The organism is Brevibacillus fulvus (genome assembly GCF_016908525.1).
Taxonomy (GTDB): domain Bacteria; phylum Bacillota; class Bacilli; order Brevibacillales; family Brevibacillaceae; genus Brevibacillus_G; species Brevibacillus_G fulvus.
The window spans coordinates 514547-534199 of the sequence record NZ_JAFBEB010000001.1 but is presented as its reverse complement, the minus strand read 5'-3'; the positions used below and the strand labels follow the sequence as shown (position 1 = coordinate 534199).

The following is a 19653-nucleotide window of genomic DNA, read 5'->3' as shown; positions in this document are numbered from 1 at the left end:
TCCCCTCATTGCCATGCTATTTTTTCGACTTCAGATTGCAGATCCGCGCGAGTCGCCTTGACGTAAATCATCGTTGTATCCAGACTATCGTGTCCCATAATTTGCGCCAAGCGGTGCAATGGCGTGTTCTCTGCCATCACGTACCCGAACCGGTGCCGTAGATCGTGTGCGCTCAGTCCTTCGAGCCGCGCCACTTTCATGTATTTTTGAATCAAATGGCGTAAAGCTCGTTCGGTTAATCGATCGCCAGTTTTCTCCGAAGGAAACAGATAAGGACTATCCGGAGGAAGAACTGTCAGATATTTTTCCAAAGCAGATCTGCACGTTGCGTTCAAAGGTACTTCACGCTGTTTATTTCGTTTTCCGGACCGCACCGTAAGTTGACCGCTGCGTTTTCCGATTTGAATATCGCCGGGAGTCAAGTCGCAAACCTCCATCGTTCTGATGCCGGTATGAAGCATGACAATAAGGATCGTCTGATCCCGGAGAGAGCCGCTATGCTCGGCCGCAGCAATCAATGCAGCTTCTTCCTTGTCAGTCATCTGCCGAGGGCTTACCTTTTCTTCCGGAACCAATTTGACCGGCTTGGAAGGATCACGGCGAATCCTGGATTCCGAAGTGGCCCACTCAAAAAAACGTTTCAGAGTTATAAGTCGCCGATTAATGGTCGCCGGTTTTAATTCCATCACTTTTTGCGCGGCTTCCCGGTATCGTGTTAATGTTGGAGTAGCCACATCTTCGATTCGAAATATAACTTCTTCCTCTTGGTGGTCGGCTGTTTCAAACCAACCAATAAAATGTTTCAGGTCACTTGCGTATTCCTTTAGCGTTTTGGGATTCAAATCTTCGCGGGTGGTGAGAGCGTGAATGAAGTCATGAATAGTCTGCTCACCCTGTTCCGAAATCCCGGTCGTCTCTCTCATTAGCAAAGCCTCCAAATCTTGACTTACATTAGCGGACATGGTATTCTTATCTTAACCTATACATTAGCGGACATCAAGTGTGCGTTCTGAAAATGCATAACGACCGCTAATCTTAATTAGCGGTCGTTAGAAAATTAGGAGGTCATTCCTTCATGGTAGTTCGTAAAGACGATTTGCATAGCCTGATTGAACGGCTCCAAGAACCCGATCAAAAAACAGCTTTTGACTTTCTTCAATATTTAATAGAACGTTCGGAAAGAAAGCCGCTGAGCTGGGAAGAGATAGATCGGCAAGAACCCGATGACGAGCCTTTGACGGAAGAAGAACTTCGCCAATTAAAAAGCGATGCCGGATATGTGTCGGGGGAGGTAGCCAAGTGTGAGTTTGGGCTACAAGTTGACTTACCATAAAGATGCGGTAAAATTTATCGCCAAGCAAGAGAAGCGGATTCAAGAACAAATCACGCAAGGTTTGAAAGGTCTGCTCATCATTCCTCCAGTTGGAGATATCAAACCAATGAAAGGCTTTATTGGCCTGTACCGACTGCGGATCGGTACGTTAAGAATTCTTTTCGAAATCAATCACGATGAGAAGGTGGTTTATATACGAGCTATTGATTCGCACGGCGGGATTTACAAATAACTTTTCTTTCGCTTTGTAGAGTTTGGAGTAATTAAGGGAAATGGGAAGTTTCCGAATTTGGGTAAACCTACTACTGTAACCCAAGATATAAACAATATTATCCTGTGATTTAGGAACAAACCGTCGAGGGAGCATGCTATTATTTGTTGACCTCTTCAACGTAAAGGAACGAAGATTAGGAAAATGAGATTGATTAACGTCTGAGGTCGACGTTCGTCGTTAGGTCCTGATTTAGTGCCATTATCCGGCCCCCCGAACATCTGCCGAAAATGAAGAAACGGCACAATTTGGAGCCTCCGAATTTATGGTCACCAACAATAACTGAAAATATCGATATACCACTTTCGATATTCAGATTGCCCAATTTTTGATGCTGACAGTGCAGATGCACCGATCGCTTCGGCCATGACCCAATACGATTTGTCGGTATCGATGATTCTCCTATTGGGATCATCCATCGAGTAGAAAATCCCTCCATTCTCTCGGTCCACTCCCTTGGTCGCTGCAAATCGAAATAATCGCTCGGCATAGAGGGCATGCCAAACCTCCGGAGCGTACTGATCAAGCAACTTTGCACCATTCAATAGAATGACCAAAAATATATCCATACGGACGAGTTTCGTCTTTTGTTTTTCCCTTATTATAATTCCAATCGATTTCCCAGTTTCCCAGTCCGCGTTATAATGCTCCCAAATGAGTTCTCCAGATTGCGGCAATAGTTTAAACATGACTGATTGCGCCAACTGTCTTCCCAGAACGATATTTTACGAAATCCCCGATCTGGCTGGCAATACTAACCACGAAAATAAATCTGGAAATACCCACAAGATGTTTTGTTAAATTCTCTTCATCATTCGGCCGTTCGTTGCATTTTCCTGGATTCCCATGAAATAGCCAACGAGAAGCAATAGACGTCATTTACTATCCTCGGGGTTATTAACCCCATTCTCTATGTCTTTGAGAAATTGGGGTAAAATCAGGACTGCAACAAGGATACAGGTAAATATAACAAACATTGAGGAAACCGGGGAGCTTGACATATACATCCTCCCGGTTATTGCGAAGTGGAACGCGAAGAAAATCGCAACGATCCAGTTAAGAGTGATGCAGATTCGAATTAACGAACATAACAGTTTCCTACCCCGTGTCATTTTGTGGAACACCTCTTTTGTAGTTATCTGGAAATGGGTTTCATTTAGCCATTCCTTCCTTTTATCCTGATCGACCCCCTTCCATCCACTTCAACACTTACCATGTTTCAAGGTAACTTTAGTTTCCCTGCATTGTTCAATTTAACTGAAACCTTGATCTCTTGAAGGGATTCCGTTGTTATTTTGAAATCTCTTTCCGCGTAGATCTTTTTCCAATCTTTATTTTTCTGACGATACAGCGCATGTTCCAGTTGTAACAGGTCGGAATGGATTTCAAGCCCTTTTTCGAACGTTCTTTTGATTTCATTTTGTACTAGTTCTGCCGCTTTCTCCTCCATAAGCCGTTCAGACATGGGTTGGATGATCTCGCTAACATTTCCCGAAAGCTTAACATCGACGGTATACGTAACTTCCTTTCCCTTGACATGCGGAATGATTTTAACCTTTGGATTCTCGAGAGACAATGCAACCTGTGGCTTTCCACCACTGCGAAGTATTAAAGGGCTACGTTGGGTTTGGGGTTCCACCCAGCGGAGGCCCGGAATGTTTTCCCTGGTGAGCCGACCTCGATATTTTCCATCCTGCAAAACGAAAACACCATCCATTTCAAGCATCGAATGCGGGTCTCCACCTTTTTTCCAATGCCGATCCGAAATGGATAAAGAAGGTAAAAGGGTCGCCTTTCCTGGTTCGTGGATATCGGACACGAACTCCCTCGAGGTTATCGGGGCAATGACCGATTCTTGTTTGTAACTCTCCTGCGGTTGATGAAGCAATGACATAAGCGGTGATAGATTAAAAAAAGGAGTTACCGCGAAAATTTGGTCTATCGGCTCTGTAGTGCCAAAAAACCATGGTGTGTAGCGCATTTCATAATAGCGGTGCCGCAGTTCATCGATCTCCTTTAATCCCTTTTTCAATACGTTCTCACTTACGACAACGGTGATAATTTGGCCATAAAAAATCCGCATCTCCGATGTGTGGTACAAATCATTAACGGCACTAAGTGTCGTATCCCCCATGCCTTGACCGACCCACACGGGAATTGGCTGGAGCGGCTTCCCTGATTCCATTTTTGCGACATCCGAGAAGTCCAGCAGTTGCCCATAAACGACGTATTGACCCTCGACATAATCGATCCCGATACTTGTTAAATAATTGACATCTTGAATATCCTTAATATCCCAGCAGCCAGTTAAAAGAAGTGGGAATATCAAATAGATGGACGTCAATTTCTTCCATCCCGACATTTAGGAATCACCTCTTCTCGTGGAATCTTTCGTATGCAACATTTCGGGTCGGCGATTTATTGTGTTCCACGGTTTTCGGATAACAGCCGCAATAAAGTCCTTCCAAGTTAAAGGGGATAAGGGGGCAAGATACGGTACACCAAAGGACTCCAACCGCGAAAGATACAAAACAATCGCAATCGTAGACAAAATAAATCCGTACATGCCCAGCACCGACGAACAAATCAATACAAAAAATCGGATGATGCTAACTGAACCCACAAGCGATTGATTGACCAATGTAAAACTTGAAACTGCGGTTACGGCCGCTACGACAAGCAAAGTCGTTGAGGCAAGTCCAGCACGAATGGCTGCATCCCCAACCACAATTCCCCCAACAACAGATACCGTTTGGCCAACCGCTTTAGGCAGCCTCTCTCCGGCTTCTCGAAACAGCTCGAACATAAAGATCATTAAAATAGCCTCCATGGGCCCAGGCATAGGTAAGCCAATTCTTGACACCGAAATCGTTGCTAAAAGTGGATACGGTATTTGTTCCACATTAAAGGACGAAAGCGCAATCCAAAAACCCGGCAGCAGCAATGATATGACTAGACCCACAAGACGCAAAAACATCCCCAAAGTAGCATAATAAAACGGGAAATAGGCATCTTCAGGTGATTTTAGTAAGAGGGTTAAATTGGCAGGTCCTATAATGGCATTAGGGGCCCCCTCGACAATAACGGCGAATCGTCCGTGTATGAGACAGTCTGCCACATAATCGGGGCGACCGGAATAATCCAGTAAAGGGAATAAGGTGAACGAATAATCGGAAATGATTTTTTCCAATTGGCTGCTCCCCATTATGGCATCTATATCGATGTGTTGTAAGCGGGTTTTCGCCTCCTTCACAATTTCAGGCTGAATGATATCTTCGATGTAGAGCAAAGCCACTTTGCTGTTGCTCCTTTTTCCAATCGTAAATTGTTCATAACAAAGGGAATTGGTGCGAAGGCGTTTGCGAATTAATGCTACGTTGGTTGTTAGTTCTTCCACGAACCCGTCTTTTGGCCCTTTGATGGATATTTCCGTGTTTGATTCCGAGGGGCTTCGATGAGGGGGAGAAGCAATATCCAATGCATAAAGAGCATTCAGGTTTGAAAAGTAAATGATGAGTTGACCCGAAAATACGCGGGTTGTCAGATCCCCAGTCTGATCGACTCGGGTTAATTCCAGCTTTTTATCGAACCCTATACCAGGTTTCGAATGATGCAACATACTTTCCAATCGCGGAAGCACGTATTCGTTGATCTGCTGTATATCCGCCAACCCTTCGCAATAGATAAGGTGTACCGTTTGCAGGGAGTCCACATCGCCAAAGTCATACTTATCCATCTTCACATCTGCGCAATTGCGAAATAAGGAGCGGAACCCTTCCGGTGACCATTCGTGATTTTGGGGCAGGGCAACCGATGGTACCGGGGAAGATGTATGATTTTTCAATAGGGATTTCCATAACCGGCGAAATTTCATTTATGTCTCACTCCAGTTCTATTTTTCACGAGTACAGCAATAAACAACAAAAGCGATACCCCTACAACTAAACCTAATGACAAAGGTAAATATACCTGTTTCAAAAAGCTGGCATATTGCATGTCGCTGACGGGTAACTCAACAACGACGACAATAATGATGCCGAGGAGCGTTAACCATACAAGCCTAAAGTTCTTGTTATGACTTGCTGGCAATAGATCGATTAGTAAAAGCAGCGAAATGGAAACCCGGACAAATGCCCCCGATAGCCACTGATAAATGGATAAGAAGTCTACATGCCGAATATAATTTCCAACTTGTACGAGACGCCATTCTTCATAAGCCGGGTATCGCAGTTTGGCTGCTTCAAAAGGTCCAAATTCGGCGATTGCACCCGTAACGGGCCCAAATACCAATATAACCAAGAAGATGGCTAATAAACATAACGACCATGGACGAATGTTCGATTTCATTCGATGATGGAATAGCAGAATAATAATGAATTCTGCAAGTCCTCCACCTACATACATACATCCTTTGAGAACGGGCTCCACTCCATGTTCCATGATGGGTGTCAACAAAGCATAATTTTTCTTGGGAAGATTGGAGCTCATGACAAAATCCCCAAATACGACCACGAACGGCAGCAAAATGCCTGCAGTAATCGCAATGGTTCGGAGTCCGAAATGGACGGCATAACAACATAAAAGAATCAATGAAACGGATAAAACAAGTTGTGGCGTTTTTGGCAAGTAGGAGGCATGCGTCCAAGTGGTTGTTTCCTTTACCGTTAAAACAATAATCAAAAATAGATAGGCGATGAAAAAAAAACGAAATGCGACGGAAATGACCGTTCCATAATTCCCCTGTAACCAGGTCACAATCGGTTGCTGTTTTGTCTTTTTCATGATGTAGTAGAGAATAAGTGTCCATATTATATACGGCAAAATCATGGCCAAAACACTTAACCACGCGTCTCTTTTCGCCTCTTGCAACAAGGAGGGAATGACCATGACATGGTTCATTAACCCTACCGCTAAGGCAATGATGGAAAACGATGGGATTGTGCCAATGGCGAAACCTGTTTTATTAACCATATCGAATAGTCCCCTCAACAACAAATGGTTCCTTCTTCTTCAGCTTGTTATCCAAACTGGAAGGAAGCCATGAACTTAATAAACATTTATTCCCACAAATCCTGGAAGTATTCCTGTATCAAAGAAGTTGCAATATGTGCTTCTGGGACGTCCGCCATAATTGGATGACGGATTACTTTATGGACCATATTTGTAAACGTGAGTATCTCAAGCCAAAGAGTCCAGTTTGATCTTTTTACTCCTTAAAAAGAAAAGGGTCAGCGCCGTAGCGCCAACCTTTTATTTGAAGATGGCCAATCCACCGCTGAAAGAACTGGAAGTTGAATAACCGGTGGTCCGGGCTATGCCGCCCGGACTATTGAACTTAGAGTAAGAAAAAAAGCGAAGCCGGAAACATCCGAAGGCTTAGCGTATATTTTCGATAAAATGTTGGCGGGACCCCTTGTACAAATAAATCAGGAATCGGTATATAAGTTCAAAGAAGAGCAAACCGCTTGGTGTCGTGGCGATCACAAACGAGAGATTATAGTTCATCCCGTATTCGATTGTTTTGGTTCCCAAATGGCTGACAAAACGCAAGTGATAATAGAGCAAGGAAAAAAACAAATACACGCACAATGTTTTGACATATTGCAGATCGAAGGAAAACGTGTGCCAGGAGCAAACGGCCGCCCCTATACTGATTATAAATAAGAAGATTATAAAAATTCTGCTCAATAACATGTTCATTCAGCCCTATTTTTTACGTTTATCCGCAAGATACTGCCACTTCTGTCAGCAAAGAAGAAGGTAAGTAAAAAGCTTTTCTGTGGATGAAAAGAGAAAATATTGAAAATAATTACATTAGAGGGAATCAATGGATCTTGCCAAGGCAAGATTTAAATGGATGCACAATCGATAACGAACTGCAGTGCACAGCAACAACCATTCTTAGTCGAGGAAGACAGAGCTTTGTTTCCCGATCAAGAAGGACAATCTCTATTCTAGCGAAACCTAACAATAATTACAAACCTAGAATCGGGCAAATGCTGATCAACTGGAAGAAAAACCAAAATGAAGGTAAAATAAGGAATACGCGAAGAAGAGGAGGTTTGTCCATGAGTGAATCTGGTAGATATCCCCTGAACAAACAAAAATCGTATGGCGGGACAAGCACGGCAGAAAGGAGCGGAATACGATGCTGCTCGCAAGCAATGCTCTGCTCTCCCTCTGTCACGTCTTCATGATCAGCCTGCTGCTCGTTCAGAACGGTTCGCTGGCAGCAGAAGCGACACCAGGCTCCTCGCTATTAGGGGGACAGATCAGGAACCTGCTCGGCGAATGGGAACGAGATCCGCAGAGCAACGGAAGCATCGTTGGCATGGATATTTTCGACTTGTCTACCCGGCAGCACTTGTTTACCATCAACCATGAGCAAAACTTTGTGCCTGCCTCCATTATGAAACTGTTTACAACGGCGGCCGCCCTTGACCGCTTGGGACCCTCCTATCAATTTAAAACGGAGTTGTATGTGGACGGAACACTGAGCTCTTCCGGTGTATTGCAAGGAAATGTCATTTTGAAAGGTTACGGCGATCCTTCGCTTGATGTTGAACAATTGGCGGAATTCGCGCGGGATTTGAAGCGAGTCGGCATCAGGAAAATTAACGGAACGATCATGGTGGACGACTCGTTTTTTGATGGAACCCGGCTGGGACCGGCCTGGATGTGGGATGATGAAGCGTATGACTTTAGCGCGCAAATCAGCAGTTTGGCTGTAAACGAAAATACCGTCACGGTCAACATCATCCCTGACAGGCGGATTGGCGAAAGACCAACACTCACCTATACTCCCCCCAACCGCTATGTCAGGCTGAATAATCAACTCACGATTACAGATGGCGATGAAGATCAAACAGAAGCAGAGCGGTCCGTTTCAGGAAATACGATCACCTTGCGCGGCTCGATTGGCAAAGCGGCCCCGCCTGTTGAGGCCGGTTTCACTATGAACGATCCCGCCTTGTTTGTGGGAGACGTCTTTCAACATGTATTGGCTGAAACCGGGATCGTTTTTGCTACGGATGTTCACGTCCGCAAAACGGTGATGGACGATGCAACTCTCCTGTTGGCGACACATTACTCCCGGCCGCTATCTGAACTCATTGTCCATGCCAACAAGGAAAGCGATAACTTTTATGTCGAGATGTTTTGCAAAACATTGGGGGCGTTGGAAAAGCAGCAAGGCAGTTTTGCGGCAGGCACCGAGGTGGTCCGGGAGTTCTTGCAGAAAGCCGGCGTTCGCGATTACAGGCAGGCGGACGGTTCCGGTCTGTCGCGTTTGAACTTGTTCTCTCCCCGGGACATGATCCAACTGCTTCGCTATGTTGATCGGCAACCGTATCGAGATCATTTTTACCGCTCCTTGCCGATTGCCGGTGTGGACGGAACGCTGCAACACCGCATGAAAGATACAGCCGCCGCGGCCAGGCTCCAGGCCAAAACAGGCTCTATGTCCGGCGTCAATTCGCTCGCAGGCATCATTACGGCCGAAAACGGACATCGCCTGATCTTTTGCGTGATGATGAACGGCGTGTTGGACGCTTCCGCCGCTCAAGCGTTTCAGGATAAACTGGCTGTGTTGTTGGCGAAGTATCCCCAGCTCGCTATGCCGCAGCAAAAGCTGGCAACGTCCCAGTCGTATCCGGCGTCTGCCCGATTCGAGCGGATTTTGCAACAAAGCAAGCTGAACGGAACGATTGCCGGTGTATCGATTCGCCGCCTTGGAGACAATGGTGATGATTCGCTGCTGTATGAGCGGCTCGGCGACAAGCTGCTCTTCCCAGCCAACAACCTCCAGTTGCTGACGGTTGTCGCGGCCTTGCAACAGCTCGGACCAGCCTACCGGTTTCACACAGAAGTCTCTCTTGCGGCTCCGCCTGACCCCCAAGGGATCGTAAATGGCGATCTGTTCATCAAGGGGGGCGGCGATCCGCTGATCGCGGATCAAGAGCCGCTGCTCGCCGGCGGACTGACCTTGTCGCAATTGGTCAAAAACTTGCAGGAAAACGGTATCACCCAGCTTAACGGCAATATTATCGTTGATGACAGCTTCTTCGATGACCAACGGTTGCCGGCCGGATGGCGCTGGGATCGGGAGAGCGATGCCCGGAACGCGCAGATCAGCGCCTTGTCCTTGCAGCAAGGAAGCGTCAGGTTGAACATTACGCCGGCTGTACAAAGCGGACAGCCTGTCCAAGTCCAACTTTCTCCCAAGACGAACTATGTCCAGGTGACCAACCAGGCTGTCACTGTCGAACGTCATCAGCCCAAGACGCTGCAGGTTAAGCGGCTTCGCGGGACCAATACGCTGGTGATCCAAGGGAAACTGCCGATCGGCACTGCCTTGAGCCAACAATTGCTCACCGTTGATCAGCCTGCTTTGTACTTGGGAACTGTGTTCAAAGAACGGCTGGAGCAGGCAGGAATCAAAGTGAGCAAACAAAGCAAAGTGCTGCGCGGAAAAGCACCGGCAACGCAGAATCATGTCGCCCGCTATGACTCTCCGCCGCTTGCTGAGGTGGTTCGCTTCTGCTTGAACAACGACAGCGCACCTTGTATGGAGATGCTGCTGAAAACGCTGGGTGCGACCAAACACGGAGCAGGCGGTTTTGAGCAAAGCATCGAAATCGTCAAGGAAACGGTTCGCCGAATGGGTATTTCCCGCCCATTTGAAATGAAAGACGGCTCCGGTTCGAGCGGTTACAACCTGCTCTCCGCGAACCAACTTACCAGCTTGCTTGGCCAATCAGCAGAACAATTGTCTGACCTTCTGCCGCGCCTTGATCGACGAATCAGCGCTTACCGCGGCATGGCGGAAGGTACCCGGACGCTGTCGGGTTATGTCACGACCAAAGACGGGCAACGGCTTTGTTTCTCTTTATTCCTCAACAATGCCACCGGAGATCAACAGCAGTTAGCCCTGATCGAAAAACGGTTACTACGAGAGCTTGCCGCTCTTGATTTGACCAATCTGCGCTGATTGGGAACCCCGTGCCGAAGAGGATGGCAAATCTCCCGCCGAAAAATACGAAACGCTTCCGTTTGCGACGGAAGCGTTTTGCTGTCTTGTTATGATTGTTTTCGGAACTGCGATCAGCTTAAGATGCCGGTTCGGCGCAAATTTTCCTCGACCCGGTTATCCACTTCCACTTCATAGTGGTCACCAGCATCTTTGACGATCGTGCCATTCCCGATGTACATCCCCCGATCGGAAAACGGAACACTATCACCGACTTGCAACTTTTTGGCAAACATCTGTTTGGAAAGCGTAATTTTCATACATCCTCCTGGATCATCGTTGACTTATCCCTACTTTACACAAAGCCGAAGCGATCGTCAAAACGATCTTCGCCGCTTTGGGCCATTTCGTCCATTCGTTGCTGAAACTTGGCGCTAATTCGCTGCAGTTCCCGAATTTTCGCCTCCGTACTGCCTTTTTGCTTTTGCAACGATCGGGAACATTCCTGTTTCTGATTGATCGAGATACTCCTCTACTTTTTGGGAGACGAAATCGGGATTCCCATTATATTTGGTTGCCAGCGATTTAATTGTAGAGATACGCTTATTGGGATCATCATCCAAATAGATCATGGTGTAACCTGTATATCCCCGAAAATCTTCTCCAGTATTTTCTTGGAGATCAAAACTTGTAATGGCCCCATTTTCGATAAGAGATTTATCCGCTGACTTTACGATCAGGTATTCCCATTGCTTTACTAGAGCATTGTGTACCTCTTGTCTTGCTGATGGGGATGGGCTGAAATCACCATAGAACCGTATATAATCGTTTAACCTTAATGGCTCAGTTATACCAGCGGCAGATGCTATATTTGACCATAAAGAAACAGCCGTTAAAACGGCTGCCAAGATTGCTTTCTTTATCATTTTTTTCCCCCATATACAACCTTCATGGATGGATAATCTATGAGTACCTCACCAAAGTTTGTTCCATCTTGTCCGAGTAATTGAATTAGACTTTTGGCATCATTTATCTTTAATTCATATTTTTGGTTCGGTTTTAAAAAATCCGTATATATAACTGGCTTGTTTTCATCATCTGGAATAAATCCAACCAACATATATCCAGTAATGTCACTCGGAACTTGACCTGTTAATACACCATTTTCAACCTTGAAGGTGGATACAGTCGCTTTCCCACTCAACAACCAGGCAGGCAATAAAACCAGCAACGAAGGAACGTACATCGTCCATGAATAGCATCCCGATGCTGATGATCCCCAGCTGGATCAATAAGATTGATACCTTTCAGTACTCGTCTGCTTATTATGTGATGCACCTCCTCCATATCGTTGTTCACATACCCTTACTTCATCGGCGGTTTCTACATGCCGGAGAATCAATCCGCTCCTTTGCTTTTTGGTCAAACAAATTTATGAAAGATTTCCGGGTTGGCGAGGTGATCCGGCCGTTCCCCTGCCAGTACTTTCAGCACATTGCGAGCAACCGCGGTTGCCATCAAATAGTTGGCTTCCACAGTCGTTCCGCCCACATGGGGCGTGACGATCACATTCGGCAAGGAAAGCAGCGGCAGGTCCGCATCCGTCGTCGGTTCCGGATCAAAAACATCGAGACCGGCGCCGGCAATCTGTTTTTTCGCCAACGCCTGATAAAGTTCCTGCTGATTGACGACCGCTCCTCTCGCCGTATTGATTAAATAAGCGGTCGGTTTCATGCGTTGAAATTGCTCCCGCCCAAACATGCCTCTCGTCTGGTCGGTCAAAGGGACATGCAAAGACACAAAATCAGCTGTCGGCAACAAGTCGTTCAAGTCTGTTGTGACCGTAAGTCCGAGCTGCTCGGCCAATCCATGCTTGTCCTTGTCAAAATGTCGAACCCATACGCGTACATCCATTTCAAAGCCCAGCTTCAACCGTTTGGCTACCTCTTGGGCAATTCTGCCAAAGCCAATCAAAGCGACTTGCTTGCCGCGCAGTTCATGTGTCTGCAAGAGCGTGCGGGCGTGATAACGACCTTTGCTCATTTCCTGATGAAAAGGCAGCAGCTGTTTGCCCAGCGCCAGCAGCAAGGCAATCGCATGTTCCGCGGTAGAGACTTGATTGATCGCTGGCGCATGCAAAACCGGAATGTTCTTCTGCGAGGCATAGTCCACATCGATATTGTCAAGACCGACGCCCGCGCCCGAAATGACCCGCAAGTGCGGGGCAGCGTCGATAATCTCTGCAGTAATCCGCGCCGGCGCCCGCAACACGATGGCCTGCACCTCTTTGACCTGCTCGCATAAATGCGAAATATCATACTGGTCGGTGCGAATCACCTCGCCGCCCTGCCGCAAAATACGCTCTCCTTCCGAATGATACATCGGCAATATTTGCAAGATTTTCGGTTTGCTCATGTTGCTGTCTCCTTTCTGTCTTCATACTAAAATTAGCTTTTGACAATTGATACTCCTTTTTTGTAAAGGAGAATTCTCATAAAGGAGACAGGCGAATTTACATAATATAATTATGGTTAAGTGTAATTTCTCGCAAGCCCGATTGAAGCAAAAAAGCGTAGCGACAATTCGCTACGCTTCCAGTTTCGTCAAAGACAAGTGGACGGTAAACACATATCCGGCGTTCAGTTGATCGCTCTTTGGCGTAACACCTTTCCTTGACGAGCGACCGCGCACTGGAACATCGTTGCTCCTCATGCCCGGGCAAGCAATTGAACGGCGGATTTTCACCCAGGACGTGTTACCGATCAACATTTCCCTTTCTGTCTGTTTGCACCAGTTCGCTTTCGTAATAATGAACATTGTCTGCTTGCAAATATTTTCGCAAGCCCCCAAAGTCCAGGCGCAGTTCGCCGCGCGCGATTTTTTTCTTTTCCTCCTCTTCCGCACGCAGTCGTTTCCGGGCCTGTTCCCAGACGGTTTGCGCTTGTTCTTTTGCCACCACGACCACCCCGTCGTCATCAGCCAAAATAACATCCCCCGGACGGACCGCGCATTCTCCGCAAACAACCGGCACATTGATCCAGCCGCCTTTGGATTGGGTGGCGCCACGCGAATAAATCCCTTTCGCCCAAATGGGCAATCCGAGTTTGCGCAATTTTTGCACGCTTCTTACACCAGAATCAATCACTACGCCACGAATCCGCTTGTGTATGAGAGCGCTTACAATTTTGTCATCGACCATTCCGTATATTTCATCACTGTCGGCGGTGATCACAAACAAGTCGCCCGGTTGGCAAACTTCCAATGCCGCTTCAATCATCAAGCTGTCACCTGCTTGGCAGTGAACGGTGAGTGCCGGCCCACAAGCAGTGCTTCCGGGGATGACCGGCCGCAGCCGATTATGCATGAGCCCGCTTCTCCCTTGCGCTTCGTAAATCGTTGTAACATCCAGCGCCCCCAACCGTTCGATCAAGGCTTTGTCCGGTCGTTCAAACTGCCTGACCACATACTTTTCCATTTGCTTCCCCTCTTTCCGCTGTGTAGCCTCCTTTTTTATACGTTATTCAACCTCCCCCTGTTTAAGTGCTCCGTCTGTAACCACCAGAAGAGATTCTTCCTTATAAATGTTTTTTCCGTACGAGCACAGCGAACCCGCCAAAACAGGAACGGAAAATGAGTCACTTCGTTCGGCTTTAGCGAATATTTTGTTTATATATACTTGATTGTGACAGGAACAGCATGATAATTTTTGTTTGGGACTAAACTTTCGTTCTAACTTATTCCCAAAACGCCGTAATTTTTCCAATTTGTTCAGCAAGCAAATATTTTATTCTATTAATAATAGTGATAAACTATGAATGGGTTACCATTAATTCAGAAAAGGTGTGTGACTAGGTCGCCCCCTGCCCTCTGGTTGTTGCTTGGCACAGGAGCGACTCCATCTTTTCTTCAAATAACAGTGTGATAGGACGGTAAACATGAGCAACGGACAAACTCAAACAGACGTTATCTTAATTGGTGCAGGAATCATGAGTGCGACTTTAGGGTCACTGCTGAAAGAATTAGTACCAGACTGGGAAATTACAGTGTTTGAGAGGCTTGCAAAACCAGGCGAGGAAAGTTCGAATGAATGGAACAATGCGGGTACCGGGCATTCCTCATTGTGCGAGCTTAACTACACCGTCGAAAAACCGGACGGAACCGTAGATATTAGCAAAGCGATCAAAGTCAATGAAGAGTATCAACTTTCCAGACAATTTTGGTCTTATTTGGTAAACAAAAATTTGATTCGCAATCCGCGGGATTTTATCCGCCCTCTGCCGCATATGAGTTTGGTTCAAGGTGAGGACAATGTAAACTTTTTAAGAAAACGTTTTGAAGCGTTATCGCGGAATCCGCTCTTCCAAGGAATGGAATTTTCCGCTGACCCGGAAAAATTGCGCGAATGGATTCCTTTGATTATGAAGAATCGGTCAGGGAACGAACCAATCGCGGCCACAAAAATCGACTCCGGTACGGATGTCAACTTTGGCGCTTTAACACGCATGTTGTTTGACCACTTGCAGAAGCAAAACGTTACCATTAAATTCAAGCAAAATGTAGATGACATCAAACGTACTCGCGACGGCTTGTGGGAGTTGAAAATTCGCAATTTGGACAGCGGTGTGACCGAACACCATAGAGCAAAATTCGTCTTTATCGGCGGCGGTGGCGGAAGCCTGCATTTGCTGCAAAAATCCGGTATCCCGGAAGGAAAAGGAATTGGCGGTTTCCCGGTAAGCGGTATCTTTATGGTCTGCCAAAACCCGGAGGTCGTTGCGCAGCATCATGCGAAAGTATACGGGAAGGCGCCGGTGGGTGCTCCCCCTATGTCCGTGCCGCATCTTGACAAACGGTTTATCTACGATAAAGAAATGCTGTTCTTTGGCCCGTTCGCCGGTTTCTCGCCGAAGTTTTTAAAATACGGTTCGATGCTTGATCTGTTCACTTCCTTGAAACTGCATAATATTGGAACAATGATCGCGTCGGGCATCAATAACATCTCTTTGGTGAAATATTTGATCAAGGAACTGATGTTATCGAAAGAACAGCGCATGGAAGCATTGCGCGAATTTGTCCCCAACGCCAAAAGCGAGGATTGGGAGTTGGTCGTGGCGGGGCAACGCGTGCAAGTTGTCAAAGACACGCCGGCCGGAAAAGGAACGTTACAATTTGGTACGGAAGTGATCAGTGCCGCGGATGGCTCGATCGCTGCCTTGCTCGGTGCTTCGCCGGGTGCTTCCACCGCCGTTTCCGTCATGTTGGATGTCATCCAAAAATGTTTCCCGCAGCATATAAAAGCGTGGGAACCGAAGATCAAAGAAATGATCCCCTCTTATGGCGTGTCGTTGCAGGAAAATCCGCAACTAATTCAGGAAATCCATGCATCGACAGCACGAACACTTGGTTTAAACAATTAACGGGCACAGGACAAACCAACCCCAACAAACCGAGAAAATGAAACGGCCTTCGCCTGAATTTCAGGAAGCAAGGCCGTTTTGCTTTGTCTGCAAACCAGAATGACAGGCAAAACTGTTTAAAAAGACAAACTTCGACAGACGCGCGCCGCAAATTGCGCAATTTTCAGGAAAAAGCGCAAAATCTGCGCTTGCCAAGGAAATAAAAAAGAGAAGTCACGTTAATGACTTCCCTCAATCGACGGAGCAGGTGCCGCACCGGTCGGTTCTCCCCCCGGTTGCTTCAGCAGTTTTCGTTTGTCACTCAAAAAGCGCAACGTTACCAGCAGCAGCATGACACCGAACAAAATAACAAACGCTCCCAATTCCGGATACAAGGCGGATAATGGCGCTCCCCGCAATCCCAGATCGCGGATAAATTTCATCAGCCAAACCATCGGAAAGAAATTGCCAACGATCTTTGCCCATTCCGGCAATAACGCCGTCGAGATCGTCGCCCCGCTGAACAAGAAGCCAGGGATCAAGATCAGCATCATTTTGCTCATCGCTTCGCCCGGATGTCTCGCCTTCCATGCAACGAACACCGCCAACAGACCTTGCGAGATCGTATACAAAAAGATGGGAATGAGCAAGGCAAACGCGTTTCCTGCGTAGCGGAAGCCGCCTACCGTTTTTAACAAGCCCAGCCCAAAATAGATGCCAATTCCGGCAAAGAGCGCATAGGGAAGCACACGACTGGCGACCCCGAGCGGTGAGCTGTGGCGAATTTCCGCTTCAAATCTGCCGGTCATACGCAAGCGAGCCATCAACGGTAATACTTGCATATGATAGATAATCGTCGGATACAGCACGAGAAATCCCAAAACAGTCGTATTGGCGTAATTGCCATTCGGGTTATACAACAATCTTTGTTGGACCGTGATATTATTGATAATCCCCGTCGTTTGGTCATCGTTGACTCCCAAGGCCTTCACCCGCGGAATCGCCACCGTCATATTTTCCGCAGTGATGACTTCTTGAACGGCGGTGCGCAGGTTGGCCGTGCCCATCATGTTCGTATTGTCCAGGAATAAGCCGATACTGTTGGGCAAGGCTCGCGTGTGATTGGCTTCCAAATCTTTGGGTAAGTAGATGACGGCCAAATATTCTTCATGGTAGAGCGCTTGGTCGATATCGATATTATCATTGACAACAGTTTTGACATCTATATATTGAGACGCGTTCAGCTTGTCGATCAACTGCCGGCTGTAGGCGGAATTGTCCATATCAATAACCAGGACGCCGCCTTCGTTGATTTGATTATGAATAAAAATTGCGGAAAAAACGAGTGCGATGATAATCGGAAACACCAAGGCCAGAATGTAATATTTTCCTGCCTTGCCGCTCAGCATCAAGGCAAATTCATCGCGCAGCGAGTTCATCGACATTCACCTCGACAGTCATCCCTGGCAGCAGGGCTTCGGTACGTTGGACATAAACTCTCACTTGAAATGCTGCCAGATCGGCCTGCCCTTTTTCCCGGCTCATTCGCAGATTGGCAAACTGGGGCGCTGCGGTAATAAAACGCACTTTGCCAGGAAGATCCTGATCCAAAGACACCAAGTGGCCGGTCAATTCGCCGCCTGCTTTAATTTTCGTCACCTGTTTTTCATCGAGATACACATCATAGTACAATTCATCGGTTTCCAACATGATGACGGGAGCTCCGGCGGTCACATTTTCCCCTGCTTTGGACACGACCTTAATAATTTTGCCATCCTGCGGGGCGAGCAAAGTGGCCCGTTCCTTTTTCACCTGCAATGACTTCAGCTGTACTTCCAGCGCTTCTTTTTGCGTTTGCAGCTGTTGCACGGCCAATTTCTGCGTCTCCAAATCCTGCCGGGCCTGCTCTACCTGGGCTAAAGCGGTCCTCGCCTTTTCCGTAGCCAAAGAGGCCTGGGTTTTTTCTTCCGCTGTTGCACCGGTCAGCATTTTGGACAAAGCTTCCTGCTGCTGCTTCACTTGTTTTTCGGCGAGGGACAGCGAAGTGGAAATGCTGTCAAACTGTGATTTGGATACAGCACCTTGGTCGTATAGTTGTTTGGTACGGTCGTATGTTCTTTTCGTATCCTCATAGGACGCTTGTGCGGACTGTACCGCAATCTGTTGCTGGCGGATATCTTCATCTCTGGCACCATCGTAAACTTGTTTTTCCGCTGCTTCCGCTGTCTTGATGCCGATTTCCGCCTGCTCCTGCTGCGTAGCCAGCTTATCAAAGCCGGTTTGTATCGTTTGATTGGACTCCTTGATTTGCAGATCAAGCTGGGCAATTTGTTTTTCCAGTTGAGCAATTTCCAGATCGGTATCGGTCGTGTCCAATTTCATCAACACATCGCCTTTTTTGACATGCTGTTCTTCCTCGACGAGAACCTCGGTAATGTTTCCGCCAACTTGCTGGAAGGAAACATTGATCTGTTCTGCGGTCAGCATGCTTCCTTTTTGGGCACTCGCCACAGTGACCGGGTCGGAGCCTTTCGCCATCAGCATCGCTCCTCCGCCAAGCAAAAACGCAACTGCTACCGCGGGAATGATGATCTCTTTCTTCATTTCCACTTTCCTCTCCTAACCGCTCCCGATTAAGGGATTCTTCTGTTTATAAGCAAATTAGCCACCAGATGTAGATGGATAATTTGTTTGCAAAAGGAACTTCATACAAGAAAATAGAGACAACTCAAACTTTTAGCCGCCTAATTATTTATGTATAAAAGTAATGATATATGTTTTTTGTTAGCTGGTCTTGCCTGATCATTTCCGGAAAAATCACGGCTCTTGTACTGGTGTCTGAGCATGGTCAGGCAAATTTTGTTCGATTTTTTCCAGCAGATGAACCAGCGACTTGCGCTCTGTTTCGTTCAGGCCGCTCATCAACTGGGCAATCAGCAAATAATGGGGCGGCAGCACGCGGTTCAATAACTTCACTCCATCATGCGTAAGTCTGATCATGACCATTCTGCGGTCATTGGGGTGATTTCTTCGTTCGACGATTCCGTCACGCACCAGCCCGTCCAGCAAGCCGGTGACAGTGGCCCGGGTAATTCCCACTTTATCGGCCAGTTCTGAGGGGGTAAAATACTTGTCATTCTCGACATACATGACGAGCAGCACGCGGATTCTGCCGGGAGAAAGGCCATAAAACCCGAGATTTTCTTCAATGAGCGAGTGGACCTTGTAGGAAGTCTTGATAAAGGTTAACAAAGTCTCTACCGACGATACATCCAACTGCGGAATTTTTTTGGCGACCTCCTGCAATGTCTGCTTATTAAAAGAATCACTACGGTCAAAATCCATGGCTGTACCTCCTCGTGACAGGGAAGAAAACTGTTAGCCACCTAATAATAAGTCGGCTGCCTTTTCTCTGTCAACCTATTTTTGTCAGGACAACCGTTTCGTTGCGCCGGGAAAAGGCGCACGCTTCGTGCCAGAAGACGTGTGCCTTTCCTCCTTTTGTTTTTTAAATATAACCAGACCATTCGATAAAGGGCGGCTCTTCCTCTTCTTCTTCCGCTTCCGGGTTATCCTCGTATGATTCGCGTTCCTCTTCTTCCTTGACAAACTTCTGCTTGAAGAAGTTCTCCAGCATTTCTTTGCCCTCCTTTGCTGATATTGGCAAATCCAGATTTAGTTTCTG

The 19653-nt window shown here is 47.0% G+C and carries 18 protein-coding genes; 4 read left to right on the top strand and 14 right to left on the bottom strand.

What is annotated here, in order from left to right; genetic code table 11:
* Nucleotides 1-5: 5 nt before the first annotated feature.
* Nucleotides 6-923, bottom strand: coding sequence for a tyrosine-type recombinase/integrase (locus tag JOD01_RS02650; protein WP_071977829.1), 918 nt, complete (start codon nucleotides 921-923; stop codon nucleotides 6-8).
* A 152-nt stretch (nucleotides 924-1075) separates the two neighbouring features.
* Between JOD01_RS02650 and JOD01_RS02645 the strand changes: the two genes are divergently transcribed.
* A complete protein-coding gene (locus JOD01_RS02645) occupies nucleotides 1076-1333 on the top strand; it encodes a hypothetical protein (protein WP_071977828.1) in 258 nt (85 codons plus the stop codon).
* Nucleotides 1302-1565: a type II toxin-antitoxin system RelE family toxin gene (locus tag JOD01_RS02640; RefSeq protein ID WP_071977827.1), complete on the top strand. Its 264-nt coding sequence runs from the start codon at nucleotides 1302-1304 to the stop codon at nucleotides 1563-1565. Before JOD01_RS02645 ends, JOD01_RS02640 begins: the two co-directional genes overlap by 32 nt.
* 308 nt (nucleotides 1566-1873) lie before the next feature.
* Here JOD01_RS02640 and JOD01_RS02635 read toward each other — a convergent pair whose 3' ends face one another.
* The 4 genes from JOD01_RS02635 to JOD01_RS02620 form a co-directional block, all read right to left on the bottom strand.
* A complete protein-coding gene (locus JOD01_RS02635; RefSeq protein WP_260440119.1) occupies nucleotides 1874-2308 on the bottom strand; it encodes an AGE family epimerase/isomerase in 435 nt (144 codons plus the stop codon).
* Between the two features lie 515 nt (nucleotides 2309-2823).
* Nucleotides 2824-3966 (bottom strand): Ger(x)C family spore germination protein, encoded by a 1143-nt coding sequence (locus tag JOD01_RS02630; protein ID WP_204516652.1) that lies wholly within the window; start codon nucleotides 3964-3966, stop codon nucleotides 2824-2826.
* Nucleotides 3967-5478: a spore germination protein gene (locus JOD01_RS02625; RefSeq protein WP_204516651.1), complete on the bottom strand. Its 1512-nt coding sequence runs from the start codon at nucleotides 5476-5478 to the stop codon at nucleotides 3967-3969.
* Complete coding sequence (locus tag JOD01_RS02620) at nucleotides 5475-6575, bottom strand: GerAB/ArcD/ProY family transporter (protein ID WP_204516650.1); 1101 nt, start codon at nucleotides 6573-6575, stop codon at nucleotides 5475-5477. Before JOD01_RS02620 ends, JOD01_RS02625 begins: the two co-directional genes overlap by 4 nt.
* Nucleotides 6576-7752: 1177 nt before the next feature.
* Between JOD01_RS02620 and dacB the strand changes: the two genes are divergently transcribed.
* Nucleotides 7753-10593 (top strand): D-alanyl-D-alanine carboxypeptidase/D-alanyl-D-alanine endopeptidase, encoded by a 2841-nt coding sequence (gene dacB, locus JOD01_RS02615; protein ID WP_204516649.1) that lies wholly within the window; start codon nucleotides 7753-7755, stop codon nucleotides 10591-10593.
* 113 nt (nucleotides 10594-10706) lie between these two features.
* On the opposite strand, the gene JOD01_RS02610 is transcribed toward dacB, so the two are convergent.
* The 5 genes from JOD01_RS02610 to JOD01_RS02590 all read right to left on the bottom strand — a co-directional run bounded on the left by JOD01_RS02610 (nucleotide 10707) and on the right by JOD01_RS02590 (nucleotide 14047).
* Nucleotides 10707-10892 (bottom strand): hypothetical protein, encoded by a 186-nt coding sequence (locus tag JOD01_RS02610; RefSeq protein ID WP_204516648.1) that lies wholly within the window; start codon nucleotides 10890-10892, stop codon nucleotides 10707-10709.
* Between the two features lie 114 nt (nucleotides 10893-11006).
* Nucleotides 11007-11498 (bottom strand): hypothetical protein, encoded by a 492-nt coding sequence (locus tag JOD01_RS02605; RefSeq protein WP_204516647.1) that lies wholly within the window; start codon nucleotides 11496-11498, stop codon nucleotides 11007-11009.
* Complete coding sequence (locus JOD01_RS02600; protein WP_204516646.1) at nucleotides 11495-11818, bottom strand: hypothetical protein; 324 nt, start codon at nucleotides 11816-11818, stop codon at nucleotides 11495-11497. Before JOD01_RS02600 ends, JOD01_RS02605 begins: the two co-directional genes overlap by 4 nt.
* A gap of 176 nt (nucleotides 11819-11994) precedes the next feature.
* Nucleotides 11995-12987 (bottom strand): hydroxyacid dehydrogenase, encoded by a 993-nt coding sequence (locus JOD01_RS02595; protein ID WP_204516645.1) that lies wholly within the window; start codon nucleotides 12985-12987, stop codon nucleotides 11995-11997.
* Nucleotides 12988-13327: 340 nt separating this feature from the next.
* Nucleotides 13328-14047 (bottom strand): 4-carboxy-4-hydroxy-2-oxoadipate aldolase/oxaloacetate decarboxylase, encoded by a 720-nt coding sequence (locus tag JOD01_RS02590; protein ID WP_204516644.1) that lies wholly within the window; start codon nucleotides 14045-14047, stop codon nucleotides 13328-13330.
* Nucleotides 14048-14507: 460 nt separating this feature from the next.
* On the opposite strand from JOD01_RS02590, the gene JOD01_RS02585 reads away from it, so the two are divergent.
* Entirely contained in the window at nucleotides 14508-15989 is a 1482-nt protein-coding gene (locus JOD01_RS02585) for a malate:quinone oxidoreductase (RefSeq protein ID WP_204516643.1), read from the top strand.
* Between the two features lie 218 nt (nucleotides 15990-16207).
* On the opposite strand, the gene JOD01_RS02580 is transcribed toward JOD01_RS02585, so the two are convergent.
* The 4 genes from JOD01_RS02580 to JOD01_RS19815 all read right to left on the bottom strand — a co-directional run bounded on the left by JOD01_RS02580 (nucleotide 16208) and on the right by JOD01_RS19815 (nucleotide 19605).
* The gene (locus JOD01_RS02580; protein WP_204516642.1) at nucleotides 16208-17407 is read right to left on the bottom strand and encodes an ABC transporter permease; all 1200 of its coding nucleotides are present in this window, start codon (nucleotides 17405-17407) and stop codon (nucleotides 16208-16210) included.
* On the bottom strand, nucleotides 17388-18572 hold the full coding sequence (locus tag JOD01_RS02575; protein ID WP_204516641.1) for an HlyD family secretion protein: 1185 nt from the start codon (nucleotides 18570-18572) through the stop codon (nucleotides 17388-17390). Before JOD01_RS02575 ends, JOD01_RS02580 begins: the two co-directional genes overlap by 20 nt.
* Nucleotides 18573-18785: 213 nt before the next feature.
* Complete coding sequence (locus tag JOD01_RS02570; RefSeq protein ID WP_204516640.1) at nucleotides 18786-19313, bottom strand: MarR family winged helix-turn-helix transcriptional regulator; 528 nt, start codon at nucleotides 19311-19313, stop codon at nucleotides 18786-18788.
* Between the two features lie 163 nt (nucleotides 19314-19476).
* Nucleotides 19477-19605, bottom strand: a complete 129-nt coding sequence (locus tag JOD01_RS19815; protein WP_275581909.1) for a hypothetical protein — start codon at nucleotides 19603-19605, stop codon at nucleotides 19477-19479.
* Between the last annotated feature and the right edge of the window lie 48 nt (nucleotides 19606-19653).

Bases quoted from the DNA above. Each gene is read 5' to 3' on its own strand.
- JOD01_RS02650 (WP_071977829.1), bottom strand. From the start codon at position 923: ATGAGAGAGACGACCGGGATTTCGGAACAGGGTGAGCAGACTATTCAT.
- JOD01_RS02580 (WP_204516642.1), bottom strand. From the start codon at position 17,407: ATGAACTCGCTGCGCGATGAATTTGCCTTGATGCTGAGCGGCAAGGCA.
- JOD01_RS02590 (WP_204516644.1), bottom strand. From the start codon at position 14,047: ATGGAAAAGTATGTGGTCAGGCAGTTTGAACGACCGGACAAAGCCTTG.
- JOD01_RS02645 (WP_071977828.1), top strand. From the start codon at position 1,076: ATGGTAGTTCGTAAAGACGATTTGCATAGCCTGATTGAACGGCTCCAA.
- JOD01_RS02575 (WP_204516641.1), bottom strand. From the start codon at position 18,572: ATGAAGAAAGAGATCATCATTCCCGCGGTAGCAGTTGCGTTTTTGCTT.
- JOD01_RS19815 (WP_275581909.1), bottom strand. From the start codon at position 19,605: ATGCTGGAGAACTTCTTCAAGCAGAAGTTTGTCAAGGAAGAAGAGGAA.
- JOD01_RS02570 (WP_204516640.1), bottom strand. From the start codon at position 19,313: ATGGATTTTGACCGTAGTGATTCTTTTAATAAGCAGACATTGCAGGAG.
- JOD01_RS02620 (WP_204516650.1), bottom strand. From the start codon at position 6,575: ATGGTTAATAAAACAGGTTTCGCCATTGGCACAATCCCATCGTTTTCC.
- dacB (WP_204516649.1), top strand. From the start codon at position 7,753: ATGCTGCTCGCAAGCAATGCTCTGCTCTCCCTCTGTCACGTCTTCATG.
- JOD01_RS02585 (WP_204516643.1), top strand. From the start codon at position 14,508: ATGAGCAACGGACAAACTCAAACAGACGTTATCTTAATTGGTGCAGGA.
- JOD01_RS02610 (WP_204516648.1), bottom strand. From the start codon at position 10,892: ATGAAAATTACGCTTTCCAAACAGATGTTTGCCAAAAAGTTGCAAGTC.
- JOD01_RS02625 (WP_204516651.1), bottom strand. From the start codon at position 5,478: ATGAAATTTCGCCGGTTATGGAAATCCCTATTGAAAAATCATACATCT.
- JOD01_RS02595 (WP_204516645.1), bottom strand. From the start codon at position 12,987: ATGAGCAAACCGAAAATCTTGCAAATATTGCCGATGTATCATTCGGAA.
- JOD01_RS02605 (WP_204516647.1), bottom strand. From the start codon at position 11,498: ATGATAAAGAAAGCAATCTTGGCAGCCGTTTTAACGGCTGTTTCTTTA.
- JOD01_RS02630 (WP_204516652.1), bottom strand. From the start codon at position 3,966: ATGTCGGGATGGAAGAAATTGACGTCCATCTATTTGATATTCCCACTT.
- JOD01_RS02600 (WP_204516646.1), bottom strand. From the start codon at position 11,818: ATGTACGTTCCTTCGTTGCTGGTTTTATTGCCTGCCTGGTTGTTGAGT.